Origin of the sequence: Alteromonas sp. BZK5, assembly GCF_014349115.1 — a bacterium.
GTDB lineage: Bacteria > Pseudomonadota > Gammaproteobacteria > Enterobacterales > Alteromonadaceae > Alteromonas > Alteromonas macleodii.
The window spans coordinates 1-21226 of record NZ_JACSOE010000026.1 but is presented as its reverse complement, the minus strand read 5'-3'; the positions used below and the strand labels follow the sequence as shown (position 1 = coordinate 21226).

At 44.9% G+C, this 21226-nt stretch carries 22 protein-coding genes; 10 read left to right on the top strand and 12 right to left on the bottom strand.

The genetic code is table 11. The features are described from left to right. Positions 1-2: 2 nt before the first annotated feature. The 7 genes from BIZ39_RS09815 to BIZ39_RS09785 all read left to right on the top strand — a co-directional run bounded on the left by BIZ39_RS09815 (position 3) and on the right by BIZ39_RS09785 (position 6073). Positions 3-704, top strand: a complete 702-nt coding sequence (locus BIZ39_RS09815) for a DNA-3-methyladenine glycosylase I (protein WP_014977550.1) — start codon at positions 3-5, stop codon at positions 702-704. Between the two features lie 172 nt (positions 705-876). Then, the gene (ubiE, locus tag BIZ39_RS09810) at positions 877-1674 is read left to right on the top strand and encodes a bifunctional demethylmenaquinone methyltransferase/2-methoxy-6-polyprenyl-1,4-benzoquinol methylase UbiE (RefSeq protein WP_187446875.1); all 798 of its coding nucleotides are present in this window, start codon (positions 877-879) and stop codon (positions 1672-1674) included. After that, complete coding sequence (locus BIZ39_RS09805; protein WP_156086994.1) at positions 1674-2309, top strand: SCP2 domain-containing protein; 636 nt, start codon at positions 1674-1676, stop codon at positions 2307-2309. Before ubiE ends, BIZ39_RS09805 begins: the two co-directional genes overlap by 1 nt. A 23-nt stretch (positions 2310-2332) precedes the next feature. Continuing rightward, entirely contained in the window at positions 2333-3961 is a 1629-nt protein-coding gene (ubiB, locus tag BIZ39_RS09800) for a ubiquinone biosynthesis regulatory protein kinase UbiB (RefSeq protein WP_014950939.1), read from the top strand. Positions 3962-4254: 293 nt separating this feature from the next. Further along, positions 4255-4464 (top strand): cold-shock protein, encoded by a 210-nt coding sequence (locus BIZ39_RS09795; protein ID WP_012519905.1) that lies wholly within the window; start codon positions 4255-4257, stop codon positions 4462-4464. A gap of 402 nt (positions 4465-4866) precedes the next feature. Next, a complete protein-coding gene (locus BIZ39_RS09790) occupies positions 4867-5511 on the top strand; it encodes a hypothetical protein (protein WP_187446874.1) in 645 nt (214 codons plus the stop codon). A gap of 79 nt (positions 5512-5590) precedes the next feature. Further along, complete coding sequence (locus BIZ39_RS09785; protein WP_080752387.1) at positions 5591-6073, top strand: Lrp/AsnC family transcriptional regulator; 483 nt, start codon at positions 5591-5593, stop codon at positions 6071-6073. A 41-nt stretch (positions 6074-6114) separates the two neighbouring features. Here BIZ39_RS09785 and BIZ39_RS09780 read toward each other — a convergent pair whose 3' ends face one another. From BIZ39_RS09780 to BIZ39_RS09765, 4 genes are all read right to left on the bottom strand, one after another. Next, entirely contained in the window at positions 6115-6279 is a 165-nt protein-coding gene (locus tag BIZ39_RS09780; RefSeq protein ID WP_014950935.1) for a hypothetical protein, read from the bottom strand. A gap of 392 nt (positions 6280-6671) precedes the next feature. Further along, on the bottom strand, positions 6672-7679 hold the full coding sequence (locus BIZ39_RS09775; protein ID WP_187446873.1) for a cytochrome d ubiquinol oxidase subunit II: 1008 nt from the start codon (positions 7677-7679) through the stop codon (positions 6672-6674). An 11-nt stretch (positions 7680-7690) separates the two neighbouring features. Continuing rightward, positions 7691-9064, bottom strand: coding sequence for a cytochrome ubiquinol oxidase subunit I (locus BIZ39_RS09770; RefSeq protein WP_014980453.1), 1374 nt, complete (start codon positions 9062-9064; stop codon positions 7691-7693). 11 nt (positions 9065-9075) lie between these two features. Beyond that, positions 9076-9633 (bottom strand): GbsR/MarR family transcriptional regulator, encoded by a 558-nt coding sequence (locus BIZ39_RS09765; RefSeq protein WP_014999724.1) that lies wholly within the window; start codon positions 9631-9633, stop codon positions 9076-9078. 225 nt (positions 9634-9858) lie between these two features. Here BIZ39_RS09765 and BIZ39_RS09760 point away from each other — a divergent pair, with 225 nt between their 5' ends. Further along, positions 9859-12582: an ATP-binding protein gene (locus tag BIZ39_RS09760; RefSeq protein WP_187446872.1), complete on the top strand. Its 2724-nt coding sequence runs from the start codon at positions 9859-9861 to the stop codon at positions 12580-12582. Positions 12583-12829: 247 nt separating this feature from the next. Here BIZ39_RS09760 and BIZ39_RS09755 read toward each other — a convergent pair whose 3' ends face one another. The 4 genes from BIZ39_RS09755 to ubiD form a co-directional block, all read right to left on the bottom strand. Continuing rightward, positions 12830-13855: a substrate-binding periplasmic protein gene (locus BIZ39_RS09755; RefSeq protein WP_039226834.1), complete on the bottom strand. Its 1026-nt coding sequence runs from the start codon at positions 13853-13855 to the stop codon at positions 12830-12832. A 279-nt stretch (positions 13856-14134) separates the two neighbouring features. Beyond that, positions 14135-15496, bottom strand: a complete 1362-nt coding sequence (locus BIZ39_RS09750) for a M28 family metallopeptidase (RefSeq protein ID WP_187446888.1) — start codon at positions 15494-15496, stop codon at positions 14135-14137. 255 nt (positions 15497-15751) lie between these two features. Continuing rightward, positions 15752-16447 (bottom strand): NAD(P)H-flavin reductase, encoded by a 696-nt coding sequence (gene fre / locus BIZ39_RS09745; protein WP_049586742.1) that lies wholly within the window; start codon positions 16445-16447, stop codon positions 15752-15754. A gap of 99 nt (positions 16448-16546) precedes the next feature. Continuing rightward, a complete protein-coding gene (ubiD, locus tag BIZ39_RS09740; protein WP_014950926.1) occupies positions 16547-18013 on the bottom strand; it encodes a 4-hydroxy-3-polyprenylbenzoate decarboxylase in 1467 nt (488 codons plus the stop codon). 294 nt (positions 18014-18307) lie between these two features. Here ubiD and BIZ39_RS09735 point away from each other — a divergent pair, with 294 nt between their 5' ends. Further along, positions 18308-18559, top strand: coding sequence for a TIGR02647 family protein (locus BIZ39_RS09735; protein ID WP_014950925.1), 252 nt, complete (start codon positions 18308-18310; stop codon positions 18557-18559). Positions 18560-18737: 178 nt separating this feature from the next. Then, on the top strand, positions 18738-19382 hold the full coding sequence (locus BIZ39_RS09730) for a tetratricopeptide repeat protein (protein ID WP_014977534.1): 645 nt from the start codon (positions 18738-18740) through the stop codon (positions 19380-19382). A gap of 137 nt (positions 19383-19519) precedes the next feature. On the opposite strand, the gene BIZ39_RS09725 is transcribed toward BIZ39_RS09730, so the two are convergent. The 4 genes from BIZ39_RS09725 to BIZ39_RS09710 all read right to left on the bottom strand — a co-directional run bounded on the left by BIZ39_RS09725 (position 19520) and on the right by BIZ39_RS09710 (position 21186). Then, positions 19520-20083 (bottom strand): cytochrome b/b6 domain-containing protein, encoded by a 564-nt coding sequence (locus BIZ39_RS09725; protein WP_187446871.1) that lies wholly within the window; start codon positions 20081-20083, stop codon positions 19520-19522. 101 nt (positions 20084-20184) lie between these two features. Next, positions 20185-20466, bottom strand: a complete 282-nt coding sequence (locus BIZ39_RS09720) for a PepSY domain-containing protein (RefSeq protein ID WP_014950922.1) — start codon at positions 20464-20466, stop codon at positions 20185-20187. A 190-nt stretch (positions 20467-20656) separates the two neighbouring features. Then, positions 20657-20950: a helix-turn-helix domain-containing protein gene (locus BIZ39_RS09715; RefSeq protein WP_187446870.1), complete on the bottom strand. Its 294-nt coding sequence runs from the start codon at positions 20948-20950 to the stop codon at positions 20657-20659. A 2-nt stretch (positions 20951-20952) separates the two neighbouring features. Further along, entirely contained in the window at positions 20953-21186 is a 234-nt protein-coding gene (locus tag BIZ39_RS09710; RefSeq protein WP_187446887.1) for a type II toxin-antitoxin system RelE/ParE family toxin, read from the bottom strand. Between the last annotated feature and the right edge of the window lie 40 nt (positions 21187-21226).

Here is a 21226-nt window from a genome sequence, read left to right as displayed (position 1 = left end):
ACATGAAAGAGTCTAAGTTAGAGTCTTTTCAATCTATCTACCGCCGAGCGTGCGAGCGCAAAGGCGGTGAAAGGGTGCTTGAAGCCATGCTCCAAGCGCCACTTTCTAAAGCGCAAATTGAAGCAATTCCTGACGACCGCTTTTTAGCGGCGATGACCAAAAAAGTGTTCCAGTCAGGCTTCGTGTGGCGAGTTATCGAGCAAAAATGGCCCGACTTTGAAACCGTATTTTTCGGGTTCGACATTGATAAAGTGTTGTTGATGCCCGATGAAATGCTAGAGCAAAAAGCGTCAGATAAGCGCATTGTTCGCAACTATAAAAAAGTGATGACAGTGCGTGACAATGCCATGATGATCAAAGACGTAGCCCTGGAGCACGGTAGCTTTGGTAAGTTCGTAGCAGGCTTTGAAAAAGACAATATCACTGAGCTTTGGGCGTTTTTGAAAAAACGCGGTGCGCGATTAGGTGGCAACACCGGCCCCTACATGCTTCGTGCACTAGGCATAGACACGTTTTTATTCTCTCGTGACGTGGAAGATTACTTGCGAAAGAATGAAATTATCGACGGTGGCTTGACCTCGAAAAAGTCGCTGTCGGCGGCCAATGCGGCATTTGCGCAATGGCATGAGGAAAGCGGCCGTTCTTTGCAAGAGATCAGTGCCATTGTTGCCTATAGTTGGGGCACAAACAATCAGGTAGCGTAGAGCAAGCTGCTCTAGTCTTATAAACAAGCGAGCTTGTGCCTTGCAGGCTCCGCTTTTGTAAAGGTCCAAGGCTTGATTTACATCAGGAGACAGTCAGGCATAAAGCTTTTGCTTGAGCACACAATCCTATACACTTCGGCATTAATAAAAATATTCAAATTACAGGACTGTCATGAGCGACAATCAAACTCCCGCTACGCAAGCAGACTCTGCAATCGACAATGCTACTGAGCATACAACGCACTTTGGTTTCAAACAGGTGGATAAAGGGCAAAAAGCCTCTTTAGTTGCTAATGTTTTTGACTCTGTTGCAGCAAAGTACGACGTAATGAACGACCTTATGTCGATGGGAGTGCATCGTTTATGGAAGCGTTTCACAATAGACTGCAGCGGTGTTCGTACGGGCAATAAAGTATTGGATATTGCCGGTGGTACTGGCGATTTAACCGCTAAGTTTTCACGTTTGGTAGGGCCGACAGGACGCGTAACCCTTGCAGATATCAACTTGTCTATGCTGAAAGTAGGCCGTGATAAGCTGCGCGACCGCGGCTTGGTAAGCAATATCGACTATGTGCAAGCTGACGCGGAAGCACTGCCTTTCCCCGACAACCATTTTGATGTGGTGACCATGGCGTTCGGCCTTCGCAACGTAACGGAAAAGCAAAACGCGCTTAATTCTATTTTTCGCGTGTTAAAACCAGGCGGCCGTTTACTGGTATTAGAATTTTCTGAGCCTACGTCAGAGCAGCTCAGCAAACTTTACGATATGTACTCGTTTCACATTTTGCCAAAAATGGGTCAGCTAGTGGCGAACGATGCAGAAAGCTACCAATACCTTGCGGAAAGCATACGTATGCACCCAGATCAAGAAACCTTGAAGGGGATGTTCGAGCAGGCTGGCTTTGAGCAATGTGATTACCAAAACCTGACTGGCGGTATTGTAGCGCTACATAGAGGTTATAAGTTTTAATGCCTACTTCTGCGCTGGTTACCGCAACGGCTGAATCGGTTTTAAACAAGTTGCTGTCTTTAGACGAAGACAGCGAAGTAAGGCTAAAAGCGCTTGCTGGCGCCAGGCTTACCGCGTTCATTTCGCCGCTTCCTTATGGTATTACGCTGTCGTTTTCTGACCGTATTGACGTACTCAGCGAACAAGGCTCGTTTGAAGACGCCGTCGCGTCCCTTGGGCCGAAAGACTGTTGTATTAAAGCGTCGCTACAAACCTTGCCAGAGTTAAAAGAAACCAGCCAGTTGACTCGTCTTATTCAGCAAAAGGCCCTCTTTTTGGAAGGAGAGCTCAATGTTGCTCAGCAGGTCAGTGCCTTGTTTCAGCAGCTCGATATCGACATTGAAGAGTTGCTGGCACAAAAGACCAACGATGTTATTGCCCATCAGACCGTGAAAACGGTGAAAACCGTGCATGAGAAGTCGATGTCAGCACTAGCGTCCATGGCGAAGGTATTCGGCAACGCCGTAGTAGAAGAAAAGCAGCTTGCTGCACACAAGCTGGCGGTTATGCACTTTAGTGACGAAGTTAATGCGCTTCGCGATCGAGCAGAAAGTGCCGATGCGAGACTGCGCCGCCTAGAAGAAAAATTTAAGTAAGATTGAGAGAAACAGGCTCATAAATGCGTATTGTTAGGTTATACCGAATTAACAAGGTATTGTTGGAACACGGCTTAGACGAACTTATTCCAGCAAAGTGGTTACCCTGGTACGCGCGGGCTATGCGTCATACCATTTTTTGGGTGCGAAACAAGCACAAGGGCAAGTCAGCCGGCGAGCGTATTACCCTTGCACTACAAAACCTTGGGCCTGTTTTTATTAAATTCGGCCAAATGCTCTCTACCCGCCGAGACTTGCTTCCTCCTGCCATTGCTAACGAACTTGCTCGTTTGCAAGACAAAGTTCCGCCGTTTTCATCTGACGCTGCACAAGACATTATCAAGCAAGCGCTAGGGCTTTCTGATTTAAGCGAGTTATTCAGTGAATTTGAAAAAGCGCCGCTGGCGTCTGCCTCTATAGCCCAAGTTCACGCGGCAAAGTTGAAGCATAACAACGAAGACGTCGTGGTAAAGGTATTGCGCCCAGATATTCGCGATACCATCGTGGCGGACATGGAGCTTTTATTTAGCTTGGCTAACGTGCTTCAACGCTGGCTTCCTGACGGCAAACGTCTGCGTCCTGTCGAAGTGGTTGTGGAATACCGCAAGACCATTGTTGATGAGCTTGATTTACTGCGTGAATCTGCAAATGGTATTCAGTTAGGGCGGAACTTTGAAGGCTCAGACGCCTTATACGTACCTAAAATTTACAGTGACTACTGTCGCAGCAATGTGTTGGTTATGGAGCGTATTTACGGTCTGCCAATCTCAAATATAGACGCATTACTTACCCAAAATACCAATATGAAAAAATTGGCCGAGCGCGGTGTGGAAGTTTTCTTCACTCAGGTATTTCGCGACAGTTTTTTCCATGCAGACATGCACCCGGGCAATATCTTTGTTTCTACCGAACACCCTGAAAACCCCAAATATATCGCCATCGATTTTGGCATTGTGGGTACGCTCAATCGTGAAGATAAGCGCTATCTGGCTGAGAACTTTATTGCCTTCTTCAACCGCGACTATCGCAAAGTCGCGCAGCTTCACGCCGACTCAGGTTGGGTACCGCAAGATACCAATATCGATGAATTCGAGATGGCCATTCGAACCGTATGTGAGCCGATATTTCAAAAGCCACTTGCTGAAATTTCCTTTGGCAACGTGCTGCTGCAGCTTTTTAATACGGCACGACGTTTCAATATGGTGGTTCAGCCACAGCTTGTGCTACTGCAAAAAACATTGCTGTATATCGAAGGATTAGGCCGTCAGTTGTATCCTCAGCTCGACCTTTGGAAAACCGCTAAGCCGTTTCTTGAAAACTGGATGAAAGAGCAGATTGGCTTTACCGCCATGATGGGGAAGGTGAAAGACAACTTACCTTTCTGGTCTGAAAAACTACCTGAAATGCCAGATCTGCTGTACGACAGTTTACAGCAGATGAAGCGCTTGCCATTGCAACAACAAAGGGCACATTTGGCACTGCTCCAAGAGCAAAAGAAAACAACTCAGACCACTCATTTAAGCGTAGTGGGCGCCACTTTTGTGTTAATGACAGCAATACTGCCAATGTACGATTTATCATGGTATTTCCCTGCAAGTACAGGTGTAATTGGCGCAATTTGCTGGTATTTGGCCTGGCGGAAAGGGCATTAATTTTTGTTACGCTGCGGTGAAATATTTATGAAATCCGTAGTTTATCAATTAATTTGTATAGTAATCGTCCCGAAGAGTGTTATAGTGGCTATGGCTCTAAGCCAAAGTCTTTAAATAGACGCGATTTTGTATTATTTGCTATATGTTAAACCACTCGAGTTACCCGGTAATTTGTTGTAAGTTGTTTGTCCATTCGTAAGTAAGACCCAATACTCCGCCAATTTAAAGACTCTAAAGAACTTAGTTACACGCGCTTATGCGCAATTTAATACGATATTTGAGGTCTATACGACATGTCTAAAGTTACAGGCACAGTTAAGTGGTTCAACGCTGATAAAGGTTACGGTTTTCTAACTCAAGATAACGGCGGTAAGGACGTATTCGTTCATTTCCGTGCGATCATCTCTGACGGTTACAAAACGCTTCCAGAAGGTCAGCGAGTAGAATTTGAAGTTGAAGAAGGTCAAAAAGGTCTTCAAGCTGCTAACGTGCAAGCTATCTAAGAATTCAAAAACGGCGGTCATTTGACCGCTGTTTTTCTTTCTAATGTCTGTATTTCCACACTCACGCTTAATGCGCGACAAAGCTTTTAGTCCATACCACTTTGGTATATATCATTTTTAACGAATAACGCTTTTCATCCAAAGCTAGTCTACTGCGTAGCTAATGCTATCGCTTTCCTCTCTCGGCTACACCACATAAGCACTCGTTCACCCCAATAAATTTGAAGCTCGCAGCATATTCCTAATATCTATACGCCACGGTATTGCGTAGTCATAGCGTTTAATGCTTTACTCATTACAACGTCCATTTGGGTAATACCAGTCCGCACAGTTAATTACTTACTCGGCGAGACTCAGAGTGTTGGTAATCGCGGCGATAAATACGTCTACAGGGAGTGCTTAATGCGCAAGACATCAACTATTCGATCTTCATTGGCCACCGCGCTACTTATTCTTTGTTCAAACCTTGCTTATGCTGCTCAGGCAAATGGACAAGTCGATGAGCAGGGGGTTTTAGCAATGGTGCTTAATACTGAAATCCGAATGGCAGACGTCGTGCCTAGTGAAGAAGAACGTAAAAACTTGAAGCAGCAAGCGAAAGACAATTACGCAGGTATGCTTGATTATGTGGTCCGGGTAAATGCGTCTAACAGAATTTATGAGCTTGTTTTAGAGGACTATGCAAAACAAAAAGGCATAACTGTTAATCAAACACTGGTAAGCAAGTTTATCGAGAAGTTTGAAGGTCAGGTTTCAAGTGAAACGACCACGAAACCCATTAAAGAGATAGCGACCAAGCAGGTTATGCAGTTTCAAACAGAAAAAGCGATGTATGAAGAGTTTGGAGGGCGTGTTATCTTTCGCCAGTCTAACCCGCAAATGCCGATTGACGCCTACAATACACTGCTATCTCGCTATCGCGATGCAGGTAAACTTAGCATAATAGACGAGGACTTGCGGGATGCATTTTGGGATGTATTCACGCCTCCCTTTCAGTACGAAATTACACCAGAAAATGTTGACTTTAATCAGCCTTGGTGGCTTTAAATAGCCTCCATAAAAGTAAAGCGCCTGACGTAATTCGCTGAAAAACTAAGAACATGGAAATAAAGGGCAACATCTCACTATGCGTAGTGAAAAAATAAGCGGTATAGACACAATAGATAAAGCCATTTTGGCCATGCTACAGAATAACGCTGACACGCCTGTCGCAGAAATCGCTGAGCAAGTTGGGCTTACGGTAACGCCCTGCTGGCGACGTATTCAAAAGCTAGAAGAGAAGGGCATAATCTCTAGGCGAGTAGCGCTGTTGCAAGCAAAACACCTGGGGCTGGCCATGACCGTTTTCGTGCAAGTAAAAGCGGGCAGACATGATGGAAAGTGGCTGGCAAGTTTCGCTAAACACGCCGCATCATTTGATGAAGTTGTTGAATGTTATCGTATGTCTGGCGAATACGATTACCTGCTAAAAGTCCTCGTTACCGATATGGATTGCTTTGATCATTTTTATAAGCGATTGGTTAACGGTATAGAATTTTCCGACGTCACTTCAAGCTTTGCAATGGAGCAGATTAAGTACACAACCTCGGTACCGTTAAACCACATTTAAAATCCAAAAAAAAGGGGCCGGTTTGATGGGCCCCATATAAATTAATGATTTTGGTCTTCAACGTGCTGGTCGGCAAATATCTTGGATTTCTTTTTGATTTTACATCCTAAGATACGCTGCGCATTTTTACGGCCGATATAGTGAGCGACTGTGTAGGGGTGCGCGCGCTTGAAGAACCGTGAGAACGAATGGAATACATTTTCCATGGTATTGGCTCCTTCTATTAAAAATTGCCCCAAATAAAATATAGTAATATTACAGTTTGATGTCAACAAAATATTTAACGGTAAGTAACGTTTAAATTTTGATCACACCTAAAGGGTAGACTAGCTAACGCTAAACACCCTCTAGTCATTGGTATACATTGTTCGAGGGAAAGGATCATATTTTGATCGCAAGTTTTCAGATCGAGTTCGTGGGTAGGTGATACTGGTCACCGCAAATGCCCCAAGCACAGGAAAGGCCGCGGGAACCGCAAGAAACTCGCAATGTAAAGCGTTTAGTATAGCGCTGAATAGAAAGTGAACACCATTGAATTTCAATGATGTTCACTATTGTTTTAAGTAATTGGGATCTGTTGCGATCCCATCAACAAAGGCTAGTAGTAAGAAAGCTTCTCTGATTTACCGGAGAATATTTTATATACCATGGCCGTATAAGCCAAAATAATAGGTACAACAATAACTACGCCAACAAGCAAGAAGCGTAGAGAGCTTGCATCACTAAGCGCATCCATCACTGTCACCTGTCCAGGGATAATAAACGGATAGTAGCTTATGCCAAATGCGGTGAAACAAAGTAAAAATACTAGAAGTGCAATAAAGAACGGAAGCCATTCGCCTTTCCCTTGTGCATCGGGTAGTTTTTTAAGCAACACACCGCATAGTGCTAAAAGCGCAAAACACGCTACTGGAATAGCGAAAAGCACATAACCCCAAGGAGCAGACAACCATAAGTCTCGCACGTCATCGTGTAAGGTTAGGTTCGCGATACTTACCGCGACAATCCCTACCGCCAATACCCCTAAACCTCTTCTGGCCCAGTAATACGCTTTTTGTTGAAGCTCACCTTCGCCTTTAAGTATTAACCAGCACGAGCCAATAAACGCATAGGCAGCCGTAACACCAAATGCAGCCAGAAGTGCAAAGCCTTGCGCCCAAATATCTGTGCGAAGCCCCGTCACGTATATACCCAACATATACCCTTGAGCTAATGTGGTTAACAGCGAACCGTATTTGAATACCATGTCCCACTTACGCTTTTTCACCTGCACAACCTTAGCGCGAAAATCAAACGCTACGCCGCGCAAAATAAGCCCTAATAACATGAAGGTGGCAGGCAAGTACAAGGTTTGTAAAAACTCACTATGGGCTTCAGGGAAGGCAACAAGCAGTAGACCTATGGCGAGCACAAGCCACGTCTCATTAGCATCCCAGTAAGGCCCTATGGAGGCTATCATGTCATCGCGAAACGCTTCTGTTCTTGGCGGGATAAGTACACCCACACCCAAGTCGTAGCCATCTAAAATGGCGTACAGCAATACAGATAGACCAAGTAAACCCACATAAATATTTCCGAGCATTTCTGCTGATACATTTTCAAACATGTTTGCTCTCCTTAAACCGTGCTTGGGTCTGGGTCAGTAGGTTGCATTTTTGCCTTGGCAACTTCGCGCTCTTCCGTCGTTATCTCTTCAATTTCAACGGCTCTTCTGCACATCAACATAAGTGTTCCCATGTATGCGATTAGAAGCACCGTATAGATAACAAGATAGAGCGTGAACGACAGAGCAATATTCGCCGGTGGTAACTGGGTAACGGCATCAGCGGTTCTTAATACACCACTTACCAAATAGGGCTGACGGCCTATTTCCGTTACGTACCAGCCTGCTAACGTAGCAATCCAGCCGCTAAACGCCATGCCTGCAAACGTGCGTTTAAGCCAAATTGGGAAGTCTTTGTTACGCATAAGATAAAGACTGCCAAGCCATGACACAGCGAGCATCAACATGCCCATACCCACCATAACCCTAAAACCGAAGAAAACAGGAGCAACGGGCGGATGCTCTCCTTCAAACTCATTTAACCCCTTAATCTCGCCCTTAAGTTCGTGAGTAAGAATTAAACTTGCACCATAGGGAATGGGAATTTCAAAATGATTCTCTTTGCTTTCTTCGTCAGGAATTGCAAAAAGCAACAAAGGTGCGCCTTCAGTGGTTTCCCAAAGTCCTTCCATCGCCGCTACTTTCTGAGGCTGATGCTCAAGCGTATTTAAACCATGCATGTCACCAGCAAAAATTTGTAGCGGGATTAACACTGCCGCCGTATAGGTGGCGGTTTTAAGCGCGAGCTTAGGTGCAAGCTTGTCGTCGCCTTTAAGCATGCGGTAGGCCGAAAGCCCAGCTATCAGGAAGCTGGCCGTCAGTCCAGACGCTAACATCATATGTACAAAGCGGTAAGGGAAAGACGGGTTAAAGATAATTTCTTTCCAGTTTGTGGCATACACCACACCGTCGACCACTTCAAAACCCTGCGGGGTTTGCATCCAGCTATTTAAGGCTAATATCCAGAACGCAGAAGTAGTGGTGCCAAGTGCAACAATAAGGGTTGAAGCCGTATGCAGCCAGTTCGGAACACGGCGTATGCCAAACAGCATGATGCCTAAAAACGTGGCTTCTAAGAAAAAGGCGGTAAGTACCTCATAACCGAGTAGTGGCCCCGCCACATTACCTACTTTCTCCATAAATCCAGGCCAGTTAGTACCAAACTGAAATGACATGGTGACGCCGCTTACTACACCCAAGGCGAAGCTTAGGGCAAAGACACGTACCCAAAAGCGATACATACGCATCCACACAGGGTGACCTGAAATATTAGAGCGCAGCTTAAAGTAAAATAGAAACCAGCCCATCGCCATGGTGATGGTTGGAAACAAAATATGAAAACTAATATTTAACGCAAATTGTAAACGAGACAGCAAGAATGCATCCACAGAAGGCCCCCTTAGTTAACGCTGTTTTTCCCCGGAAGTAGCTTGTCCTTAAGCTCAAGCATACGGCCCACGCCAGAACCCAACTTCATCAACGTGTTTAACTTTTCAGGTCCAAGATTTTGAAGCTCTTCAGACCATGCCGTAATTGATTCGAGTAAATCGTGAATTTCGTTCAGTTTATGTTGTGCATTCGCCTCTTTTTCATTGGCAGGTGCGTCAAGCAACAAATCACGCAGTAGACTCATTGTTGGGTCTATCTCGCGCTTTCTTCGTTCTTCAAACACTCTATTGGCCAGTGTCCAAATATCGCCAGCCGGAATAAAGAACTCTTTTCTCTCACCAGGAACAAGATGCTGTTTAACTAAGCGCCATGACTGAAGCTCTTTTAAACCCATGCTGGTATTGCCTCTGGATATGTTGAGCGCATCCGCAATTTCCTGCGCCGAAATGGGCTCTTCGTTTAAAACAATAAGCGCTAGAATTTGCCCAACTGTTCTGTTGAAACCCCAACGACTTCCCATTTCACCAAAGTGCATAACCGCAGATGTAATTAAAGGCGTCATTTTCATTTTTGCCTTCCAGAAGTTTCAGAAATTACTGAAAGTTTATTGCTTAGGATCAATAAACACAAGTTTTATTCGTGATATTGCGTACGAATTTTTGAAAATTTAATATTCTTCTTATTAAGCGCTGCAGTGATTTGACATGCTTCTTCAATAGAAAATTGGTATCTTATAGAGTAAGTCTAGGAACACACTGCGAAAATTCGCTTTATTGATATTTGGCGCAAAGTAATGCAAACAATTGACCATACCCCTACAACGCTTCAAAACTGTGAAGATGAAGCAATTCACTTGATTGAAAGCGTGCAGAGTTTTGGGTATGTCATTGCCATCAATCCTAGTACTAAAAAAATTCAGGTAGTGAGCGAGAACATTAATGACATGTTCAAAGTAGACGTCGTTCCCGGTGAAACACTTATCACTGAACTAATTGACATTCCCACTCCTGAAGCGCGCACATTCCAGACTATTTATGATGCTGTAAAAGGCGGAAATGTACGCCACGCCTACCAGTGGAAGTTTGCTGAAAATGCGCTCCATCTCAAAGATTGGGAGAAAGAAGGGAGTGGCGTTGCCTTCGATTCTAATGGGCTGTTAGTTATTGAGCTTGAGCCAACCCCTCAACTAAGCTTTGAGGCGGCGCAGCAATGGGTGCCAATGGATGTAGATATTCGCGCATTGTTACCCAATGTCGATGACCGCGACTCCATAGGCGATGTTGCCGATGCTATCGCTCAGGTATTTAAGCAATACATAGGTTTCGACTCGGTCATGGTTTATCAGTTTGACAAAACCTACTGTGGTGAAGTAATTGGTGAAGCCGCAAGTACAGATTCTCGCTCATTCAAAGGGTTGAAGTTTCCGGCTTCGGACATCCCCAGTCAGGCCCGTGAACTGTATCTAAAAAATCGAGTGCGCTGTGTCTACGATGTAGAAGAGCAAGTTATAGGCCTTAAGCCTTCGGTTAAAGAGGCAGAACGTCCGCCATTGGATTTATCAATGTCAATGGTTCGCTCTGTTTCGCCTATGCACATTGCCTACCTTAAAAATATGGGGATCCGCTCTTCATTTTCAGTTTCGCTTGTTTTTGAGGGTAAGCTGTGGGGATTGTTAGCATGCCACAACAGTGAACCTGCTTACATCGACCAGAAGAAACGTTTAGTTTGCGAATCATTAGGTCACCTTTATGCCTGGCAGCTTCACACGAAAGCACTGCATAAAAAGAAAGAGCAATTTCAAATTCGCCAACGCAAGCTGAACTATATTGTTCATCAGCTTACTTCATTCACGAACCCGCTTGAGGCCATCACGCAGAAAGAAGGAGACTTACTGGATGTTGCTGATTCGTGCGGTATGGCGGTGGTTACCCCTACGGGCAACTATCTGGTTGGTAAGACTCCCACAGAGAAAACCTTGGCAAAATTACTCGAAAAATTTGCCATTAGCGGCTCTGAGCAGTCCATTGCTATAAACCGATTAACAAACGAAATTTTAGATAGTGGCGACCTAAACGGCATTCGAGGCATGTATATTTCCTGCGTGTCTTCAAAACTGGGCTACTACACGGTTTGGTTTAGGGAGCAGAAAGACAAGACCATTCGTTGGGCGGGTCGCGATGCAGCCAGAAAAGATATTGGAAAGTCTCTTACTCCTCGTAATTCGTTTGATATGTATTTGCAAAGTGTCGCTGATGAATCGGTAGAGTGGACCGAAGATGACCAACTAATCATTGAAGGTTTTGATCATCTGTTTATACCTTACGCGCTAAGCTTAAAAGCGTCGCTCGATAAGCAAATTAGTAAATTAGAAGAGCTGGATAAAGCGAAAGATCAGTTTCTTGCCAGCATTTCTCACGAGCTACGTTCACCACTTAACTCCATTGTGGGGTGGACCGATTTAGCGCTTATGGATGTCGGCAATGTGGACAGAATGACTGATGCCCTTGGCGTGATAAAGCGCGCGGCATCAACTCAGGCAGCACTGATCAACGACATTCTCGATTTATCCCGTATTATTTCAGGTACGATGAAGCTCAGTACCCATTCGCTTAATATCGCAGGGTCCATATCTGAAGTTGCCAAATCTTTTGAGGCTGGGTTTGCGAGCAAGAATATTCAGCTATCGATAAATTGCGAAGACGATCACACGCAAATTCTGGGTGACAATCTCCGTATAAAACAGGTTATCAATAACCTGTTGAGCAATGCGCTTAAGTTCACGTCGAAAGGCGGTACTGTGCATGTAAGAGGTCGAAGAGAGCATTCAAACTACCTTTTCCGCGTTAAAGACAATGGCAAAGGTATGACGCGCGAGCAGCTATCTCATGTTTTCGAACGTTTTTATCAAGGTAAAAACGAGCACAACAAACATGGGTTGGGCTTAGGCCTGTCTATTGTGAAAAGTTTAGTGGAGATGCACGGTGGTGAAATTTATGCTGAAAGCGACGGACCTAACACGGGAACAACGTTTTACGTAACGCTGCCCATTGCGCCGCTTAATTTGCACGACGACATTATTGAAACTAAGAACTCTGAAATTAGCGACCTGACTGAGTCTTTGCGTTTGAACGGCTTACGGATTTTAGTCGCAGAAGATGAGCAAGACGCCCGTGATTTTATAAAGCTGTTTCTAGAATCTAACGGCGCGCGAGTTAATGTTGTAAAGAACGGCCTGTTAGCATGGAAAGAAATTAACGATATGCCAGAAGCCTTCGATCTTCTGCTATCGGATATTGGTATGCCGGAAATCGACGGGCTGGGTTTAGTTCTAAAAATAAGAGCCAGTGAAATACCAGAAATTGCAAAGCTTAATGCCGTAGCACTGACCGCTTATGCCTATACATCTGATCGCGTTAAAGCACTTAAAGCTGGCTTTAACAACTATGTGTCAAAGCCAGTCGATGGCGAAGAATTGCTGACAATTCTGGAAATGTACTTACCAGAAACGTCACACTAACTCTGACGACTCCCCGTCTTCTTTGCAACCTTTGATCAGCGGTATTACGAAGATAGAGCGCGAAGATAGAGCGCGAAGATAGAACGTTAACAAAGCTGACGCATATCTTTGAATAGGTCGTTTAGTTTAAGCAACGACAGGTATGCTTTGTAGTGTAGAAGTCGCGTAGTCGACTTCGTGCTTCTCTACCTAATTTAATGCCTTTCAACGCTCATTGCTTTCAAAGTTCACCGAAGTCAAAATTCATCTACCAGCGGCGGAGTAATAGCTGGTAGGTGGTTTTATCTAACAGCGACTCGCGGGGCGACGAACTTTCTTTATCGGGAAGGGCAGCACGCGCTTCCTCAAGCGATGCATATCTATCCCCGTCAATATAAAACGCGCTGGCTTCAGATGTAGGTTTACCGTCAAGGGAATAGGTGGTGTTTAACAAGTCTGACGTGGTAGTTATGTTGCTGTGCCCGATAAAGTCGGCAACGCCATCGCCATTCACATCTTTGGTGAGCCAAGCTAGCTCAAGTGGCTGATTCAATTCCCCCGAATTCTGCATTGTCGACACAGCTTGATTGAATTGCGCAATAATCCTTTCAGCGTTAGCAACATTTTTGCTGATAGCTATTTGAAATCCGGTTTTTGCTAATGGTTTTGCTGAAAAGTGCAGGGTTTCTTCATTATCGTTAGCCAGCAGTATGTTTAGCTCTCGCGCAAGCAGCTGGGTGGTAATTAAGTAAGGCGCTCTATCGTCGGCAAGTTGGCGAAATGCATCAAACGTAGTGGGGTTGCGTGACCACTTTATATCTTTCAGCAGTCTGAATGAGGGCGTATTCGCAAAGCGATTTTCAATAGCGACCCGGTTGTCTTTTAAATGAGGAAAAAGCTTTATTGCCTCAACGTCCGCCTCTTTACTTACCGCGTAAAGGTAAATGGGTAAGTAGATATCGGATAGTACATAGTTGCTGCTATCCTCACCCAAATTAACATAGGCAAATTCACCGTCTAGCTTACCTGTCAGTACAGAACTGCCCAAAAAAGCTTGTCGCATAACCTGAAGTTGGATATCCAACTCCGCCTTCTGAAACACCTTTTCGAGCAGTGTGTTAACTCGAGCAGGCTCCCCATCGTCGCTTATGTAGGTCTCGAAGGAAGCTGCACCTAATTTGGTAGGGGCGGCATGTAATTGCGAAACATTAAAACAACAAAGGGCTAGGCTTATGCCTAATAAAGAAAGACGTTGAGTGAAAATAGAGAGCGAGAACGCGCTGAATCTTACCAAAGGTGAACTCCGAACTGCCGTCATACATTTACTACACTGTAATGCAGTTAGTCGCTTAATTCCAATAAACACATACTGGCTTAAATTAACAAAATGTAAGCGACATCAATATATTGAGTGTAGTGTCCACGTTTATACTAGCTTTTATTAAGTAAAGTCATTCGCGACGATAAGCCGGTTTCACTACCAGCTTAACGTCACGAACTTGATTGCATGCGTAATTGGGGGGGCAATTGGATGCGTATAAGCGCGCTCAATATAGGCGCTCAACATAAACGCTTATTCTCCAAAGCTTCCCGCAGGACCTGGATAAACGACAACGCTTTCAACACCGTCCTTGTTCACGCTGGCTACGCCAAAGAAGTAGTTGTCGATAACAACGTTCTCAAGCATGGCTTCGGTGACGTTACCCACATATTTACTGTATTCCCATTGCGGAGCATCAGTATGGCGCCAGTATACTTTGTACCCTTTAAGTTGAGGGTTCTCTTCAGCGTCTAGGGCATCCCACTTTAAAAATGTTGAAGGTTGAACTGCACCGGCAATTTCTACATTTGCAGGTGGGTTCGGTGCCCACGCCATCGCAGCAAGAGAAACAGCATTAAGGCCAGTAAGTTTGGCTGCGTAATCAAAGTCGACGCCATCCAAGGTGTCACCATAGGCAACACCGTCTTCTACGCGAAGATCTTGATGCTGGCGGGTGTAGTTTTCGTTAGTTTCCATAATACGAATACCCGGGTAGCCCAAGTCGTTGAACGGGCGGTGATGGCCGCCACGACCAAAACGGTCCAAGCGATAAATCACCATCGTGTCTAGGTTCTCAATATACTGATCGGCAATTTTATCGATGTAACGGGCAAGGTTACGGCTTGGTGAGTCAACTTCACCCCCGGTGAAACGTCGCATGCGTGCTTCTTTATCCGTTTCGGTTACGCGTGTACCTTCAGCAAACAAGCGAGCGGTGGTGTTGTTAATCACACCGTTAACCCCTTCGATATTGCCTATCATATCATTATTGAGCACGGCTTTAATTCGCCAGCCGTCTTCCTTGGCTTGGTTTGCCATAATACGCCCGCCGAAAAGCCCTTGCTCTTCACCAGATAAAGCAGCATACACGATACTGCCGTTAAACTTGTATTTGGATAGTACTCGCGCAGCTTCAAGGGTACCGGCAACACCAGAGGCGTTGTCGTTTGCCCCTGGTGAGTCAGAGGTGAAGTCCATTACATCAGACACCCGTGAATCGATGTCGCCTGACATGATGACGTAACGGTCTGGATCGGTGGTACCGCGTTGTATCGCGATAACGCTAACCACTTCTACTGGGTCGGGAATACGTTTTTCTCCGCTGATGACTTCCGACTGGTAGTACACTTCTAAGCAGCCACCACACTCGGCTGAAATTTTATCAAATTCAGATTTAATCCAACGTCGCGCAGCACCGATACCACGAGTATCAGACTCGGTTTCAGAAAGGGTATGGCGTGTACCAAAGTTCACCAGCGTAGTAATGTCTTTTTCAATGTTTTCAGCGGAAACATTTTTGGCAATATCATAAAGTGCTTGCTGCTGCTCGCTTTGTGCGTGAGCGGCGAATGACGCTGTGCTACTTACCAATACAGCTGATGCCAGTACTTTCATTAATTCAGTTCTTATTTTTGCGCTTATACTCGCTAGTGCGGGTCGGTTTTTTATCATTGTTATCTCCTGTTTTTATTTTTTCACCATAACGAATACGTGGCAAAGCTACAATTGGAGTAAACGTGTTTAATGGTTGGTCATCGCAAGGCATCGCGATTGAAAAACGGAGTAAGGCGCTGGGAATGAAAAATGACTTTAAAAAAAACAAAAAAGCCGGCATTCGCCGGCTTTCAGAATATGGGTTTACGCTAGCGCTTAAATAAACGCAAACGCGTCGCCAAATAGGTTCTCAACTTTTAAGCCGCGTTGTGTAAAATCATCGCGTACAACTTTGGCCATTTCAAAACGACCTGCAACGTAAACCTGAATATTGGCAAAGTCAGCGTGGTCTGCCATTACCGCATGGTGTACCCAGCCCGTTCTGCCTTTCCATTCGTCGCATGCAAACTCTACAACCGGCACAAAAGTGAAGTGTTCGTTAGCTTCAGCGAGCTCAGTTAGCTTGTCAGCTAAATACAAATCAGCCGCGTGTTTTCCACCCCAATAAAGGGTAAGTGGTGTCTTGTCGCCGCTATTAAGATGCTCTTGCAGAATAGAGTAGGTATATGAGAAGCCAGTACCACCAGCAATAAGCACCATAGGCAGGCCATTACTTTGCAAAAAGGCATTACCATTACCTACGTTTACGGTAATTTCGCCATCCGCACGCATGCGCTCTAGCACTTCACCAGCGTAGCTGTTGCCAGGCTCTGCGCCAATGTGTAATTCAATGCGGCTATTATCAAATGCGGCATTGGCAATAGAAAATGGACGCATATCTTTTTCGCCCATTACCACCATGGCGTACTGACCCGCCTTAAACTCAACAGGGCTTTCTGGCGTTAATTCAACTTTTTGAACCACTTCGGTTAAAGGCGTGATGCTTGCAACCTTACACTTAATTTCTGACATGTATTCTCTTCTAACCTTCTTGCTTAGCGTGTCGCCTTTGCATGCGCTTAAAAAAAAGCGCATGCTTCAATACAAAATAAATAGCGCTAAAAATAGTCGCTACATAATACCAAGACTGTCCCAAATATCATCAACGCGTTTTTTAACGTCTTCGTCCATCACAATAGGTACGCCCCATTCTCGGTCGGTTTCGCCCGGCATCTTGTTTGTTGCATCCATGCCCATTTTAGAGCCTAGCCCTGAAACCGGTGATGCAAAATCCAAGTAGTCGATAGGCGTATTTTCTATCATTACCGTGTCGCGGGCTGGGTCCATACGGGTAGTGATGGCCCAAATAACATCGTTCCAGTCACGCGCGTTGACGTCGTCATCGCACACTATCACAAATTTGGTGTACATGAACTGGCGCAAGAACGACCACACACCCATCATCACCCGTTTCGCATGCCCAGGGTATTGTTTCTTCATCGTCACTACTGCCATACGATAAGAGCATCCTTCAGGCGGTAAGTAGAAGTCGACAATTTCAGGGAACTGCTTTTGCAAAATAGGCACAAACACTTCGTTTAGCGCAACACCTAAAATAGCTGGCTCATCGGGTGGACGGCCTGTATAGGTTGAATGATAGATAGGATCTTTACGGTGGGTAATATGCGTTACCGTAAACACAGGGAAGTCATCGACTTCATTGTAATACCCGGTGTGATCGCCGTATGGACCTTCAGGTGCTGTTTCATCTTGTGCGATATAGCCTTCAAGCACAATCTCGGCACTGGCAGGTACTTGTAAGTCGTTACTAATAGACTTAACTACTTCAGTTTTGTCACCACGCAGTAGGCCCGCAAAAGCATATTCAGAAAGGGTATCTGGAACAGGAGTAACCGCACCCAATATAGTAGCGGGGTCTGCGCCAAGTGCCACAGATACCGGGTAGGGTTCGCCCGGGTGTGTTTGACACCACTCACGAAAATCAAGGGCGCCCCCACGGTGTGACAACCAGCGCATAATAAGTTTGTTTTTGCCGATAACCTGCTGACGGTAAATGCCCAGATTCTGACGCTTCTTATGCGGCCCTTTAGTAACACTCAAACCCCATGTTACCAAAGGCGCAGCGTCACCCGGCCAGCAGCGCTGTACCGGAATTTTTGATAAATCTACGTCGTCACCGGTAAGCACCACTTCCTGACAAGGGGCTTTTTTAAGGACTTTGGCAGGCATATTAAGCACCTGCTTAAATACTGGCAGCTTCTCCCAAAGATCTTTCAGCCCTTTAGGCGGCTCTGGCTCTTTCAAATAAGCCAGTAGCTTGCCTACTTCACGCAGTGCTTCAACAGACTCTTGACCCATGCCCATAGCTACGCGCTCTGGTGTACCAAATAAATTTGCCAATACGGGCATGTCGTGATTTTTAGGGTTTTCAAATAGCAGTGCAGGGCCGCCGGCACGCAACGTCCTGTCGGCAATTTCTGTCATTTCAAGGTCGGTATCAATGGGCTGGGTAATGCGTACCAATTCACCTTTAGCTTCTAGCTGGCGAATAAAGTCGCGTAAATCTTTGTACTTCATCAGTGCAGGTGCATCCACAAACTCAATTTATGGCAAGAATATACTATTTAGCGCCAAAGTCCGATCAGTAAGCGCTGTGTTTACACGATTAAACGTTTTACAGATAAATTACGCTTTACAGAGGTGCCATTTGGGTGTGATATAAGAAAGCGTTAAAAATATTAACAAATCTAGGGCTAATAGTGCTTTGGTGTGTGCGCTTCGGTATAGGTTGTTACCATAGTGCTTTGCTGAGGTGTTTTACAGTGGCCAGCGTGCTAAATCCCTACTAACCCTTTTGCCTAAGGTGGTTACATGAGTTCATTCGATCAGGACATGTTAGACGAATTAAATTTGTTACTGAAGTTTCCAACAGACAGCCTACTTCAAGGTTTAAAAATTCATCACGATGCAAGCCAAAGCATGGTGAACGCAGCATCCAGGCTATACTCCAAAGGCCTAATCACCCAGCCAGACGGTGGTTACCTAACTGATTTAGGTATTGACCTAGCAGATCACGCCCGCCATATCCAATCGGCCATGTGCCCACGAAAAAGTAGTCACTAAAAGCAAGATGCTGGCGTACGGTTAAATGCAGGTGGTCAACGTAAAGTTGAAAGCAGATATGAGCTGGCCGCAGACGCTCATGTGTCCATTCGTAAAGAAAAGCATGTCTTGGTTAAGATAATCTATAATTAGTCGATACCTTAACTAAGACATTGTAATCAACACATACTCTTTTGCTATGAAACGTATTCTACACACAGCCTTATTTATCTGCGCGACTGTCACCGGCTTTTCCGCTCATGCTCTTGAAGGGGAAACGATTGAAGAGCTTCGCGCAGTTCAGCTTTACAGCCAAGATGCCTTAATCGATATGATTAATGCTAATACGCATTTAGACAAAGTAGTGGCTGATCGATGCCAATTAGTGCAAGACATTGAAGCGCGTGCAAACGTGTTGAAAGTACCGGCCTACCAGTTTTTATGGGGAGATATGCTGGCATGGGGCGTGTGCGTAGACGCTGAACCTGCCCGTGGTATTGGCTACATGGAAGATGCCGCGAATCAAGGTTTGCCAGCAGCACTAGAGCAACTTGGGCGTTACTATGCCAAAGGCACACTCGTACAGCAGGATAAATCTCGCGCCGTAGTGTATTTACGTGAAGCCGCTGCGCTTAAAAATCTAAAAGCGCAAATTCACTTGGTTGAGTTGTTTTTGGACGGTTATGGCAGTCCTTACGATTATGAAGACGCATACCACTGGCTTTATAACTCGGTGACCAACGATAAAAAGCAGCATCAGCAAATTGCGTCTTACCTCGCTCGCTTAGAAAAATTAATGCACCCGAAAGCCGTGCGAGAGGCAAAGCGGCCTTTGGATAGTTAAAAGCCACAAGCGGCGAGGTGATAACGAACACCTGCGGGCAACTAAAATCTTATTGGCAGAAAGGCTGGCAAACACAACAAGCCAGCTTCGGCAAAAGTGAATTTATGTCCGTAGCACATCTATGTCTTTACGTAGGCTTAACGCTTACGCCAGCCAGTAAGCATAGGGCGAACTAACTGAATATTACCCATTCGTTGTACAGCAAACACGGAAGCAATATGCACCAACACACAGCCGTACAATACATCAGCCATAATACTGTGTATCCATTCCAGCGTGCTATTTCCAAACAGTGCGTCTATTTCTTCCATCATAAAACCGGTAATACCTAACCCAAGAAAAAGGGCAATAACTGCCATCACCATAAGCCAGCCAAAAGGATTGTGACCATGAGTACGTGGGATTTGTTTATGCTTTAAGTGCTGAAGATGTTCTCTAAAGGCCTGCTTGCTTAGCGAAATAGTGGAGAAGCTAGCGTAATCTGCGGAGCCCTTCTTGTTGGGATTAGCTGAACGTAAGCCCCAAGCAACGCGTATAGATATAAGCGCTACGCCCACATAGCCCGCGATTTCATGAAAAAGCCGACCTGGCTCCACAATAAAATAATTGGTCACAAAGGTAGCAACAAGGCCCCAGTGGCATAGGCGCACTACCCAGTCCCAAATATAAATATCCGAAGGCGTATCAGTAGGTCTGTACATTAAATAACTATCTCAGAATAAAACAAAAACGCTGCAATAGTTTGCAGCGTTTTTATCAAGTGTTAAAGCAAACGAACGATGAATCGTTCGTTAAAACACACTTAGTGCATTTCTTTCTTAACAATGCTGCCATCAACAGGGTTAAAGTAAATTTCTACTTTGTTTTCTTCTTTGTCGAAGCCGTAGATTTCGTAACAGTTGCCACCCGTTACTTTGAACTCGTTAATTTTGTAACCTTGCGCTAATAGCTGAGCCTGAAACGCATCTTGGTTTTGCCATTCAGCTTCCGGCGCAGTAGTGCACTGCGTAGTGCCATGCTCTGCACTACACGCACTTAATAGGGTTGCAGCGCCAATAGCCGTAGCCATCATTAATTTCTTCATTGCAGTCTCCATTTCGCTTTTTAGTTAAAAGTTATTTTTGTCCTACGTGGAATGAGTGTACTTAGTTTGCTCTATGATTCAAAGGGGTGTTTTTTGTTATGCCATTTATCGCGGCGTAGACTTTTCTTATTGTCGATAAATGAAGTCATCAGGATATATTTTTAAAAATTAGCGCGGTAAAGAACAATCGTTAGCGCGAGATGTGGCTTTCTTTTTTATGAAGGGTAATCGAAAGTTCGAACCCACAGACATTCGCATATTTGAGTAGAGTCTTCCAACTAGGGTTGCTATTCTCTTTTTCCAATCGGCTAATATTACTCTTGTGTGTTTGCATTTTTTGCGCAAGCTGTTCTTGAGTTAGCCCTGCCTCTTTCCTCATAGCTATCAGCTGCTCTATAAGTGTGAACTCGCTCTCTAGGCGATCATACTCCTGTTTTACATCTTTATTCTTCAATGCTTCATGCTTAAGGCTTTGTAAAGTCATGGCTAGTTAACCTCTTTCATTCTCAATCTGGCGATCTGTATTATTTCTTTCGGCGTTTTCTGAGACTTTTTCATGAATGCATATAAAATATGTATCTGCTTTACTTTTGTATAGCAGAACAGCGCCCTACCGATTCCTTCTTTTGCTTTAGCTCTGACCTCGAACAACCCGTTATGTTTATACCATATATGGACCCTCTCCGATTGCAAGACACCGTGTTGATTTAATAACGTGATTCATTGCTGCCATATATTCGGCTTTTTCGTGAAGTCAATT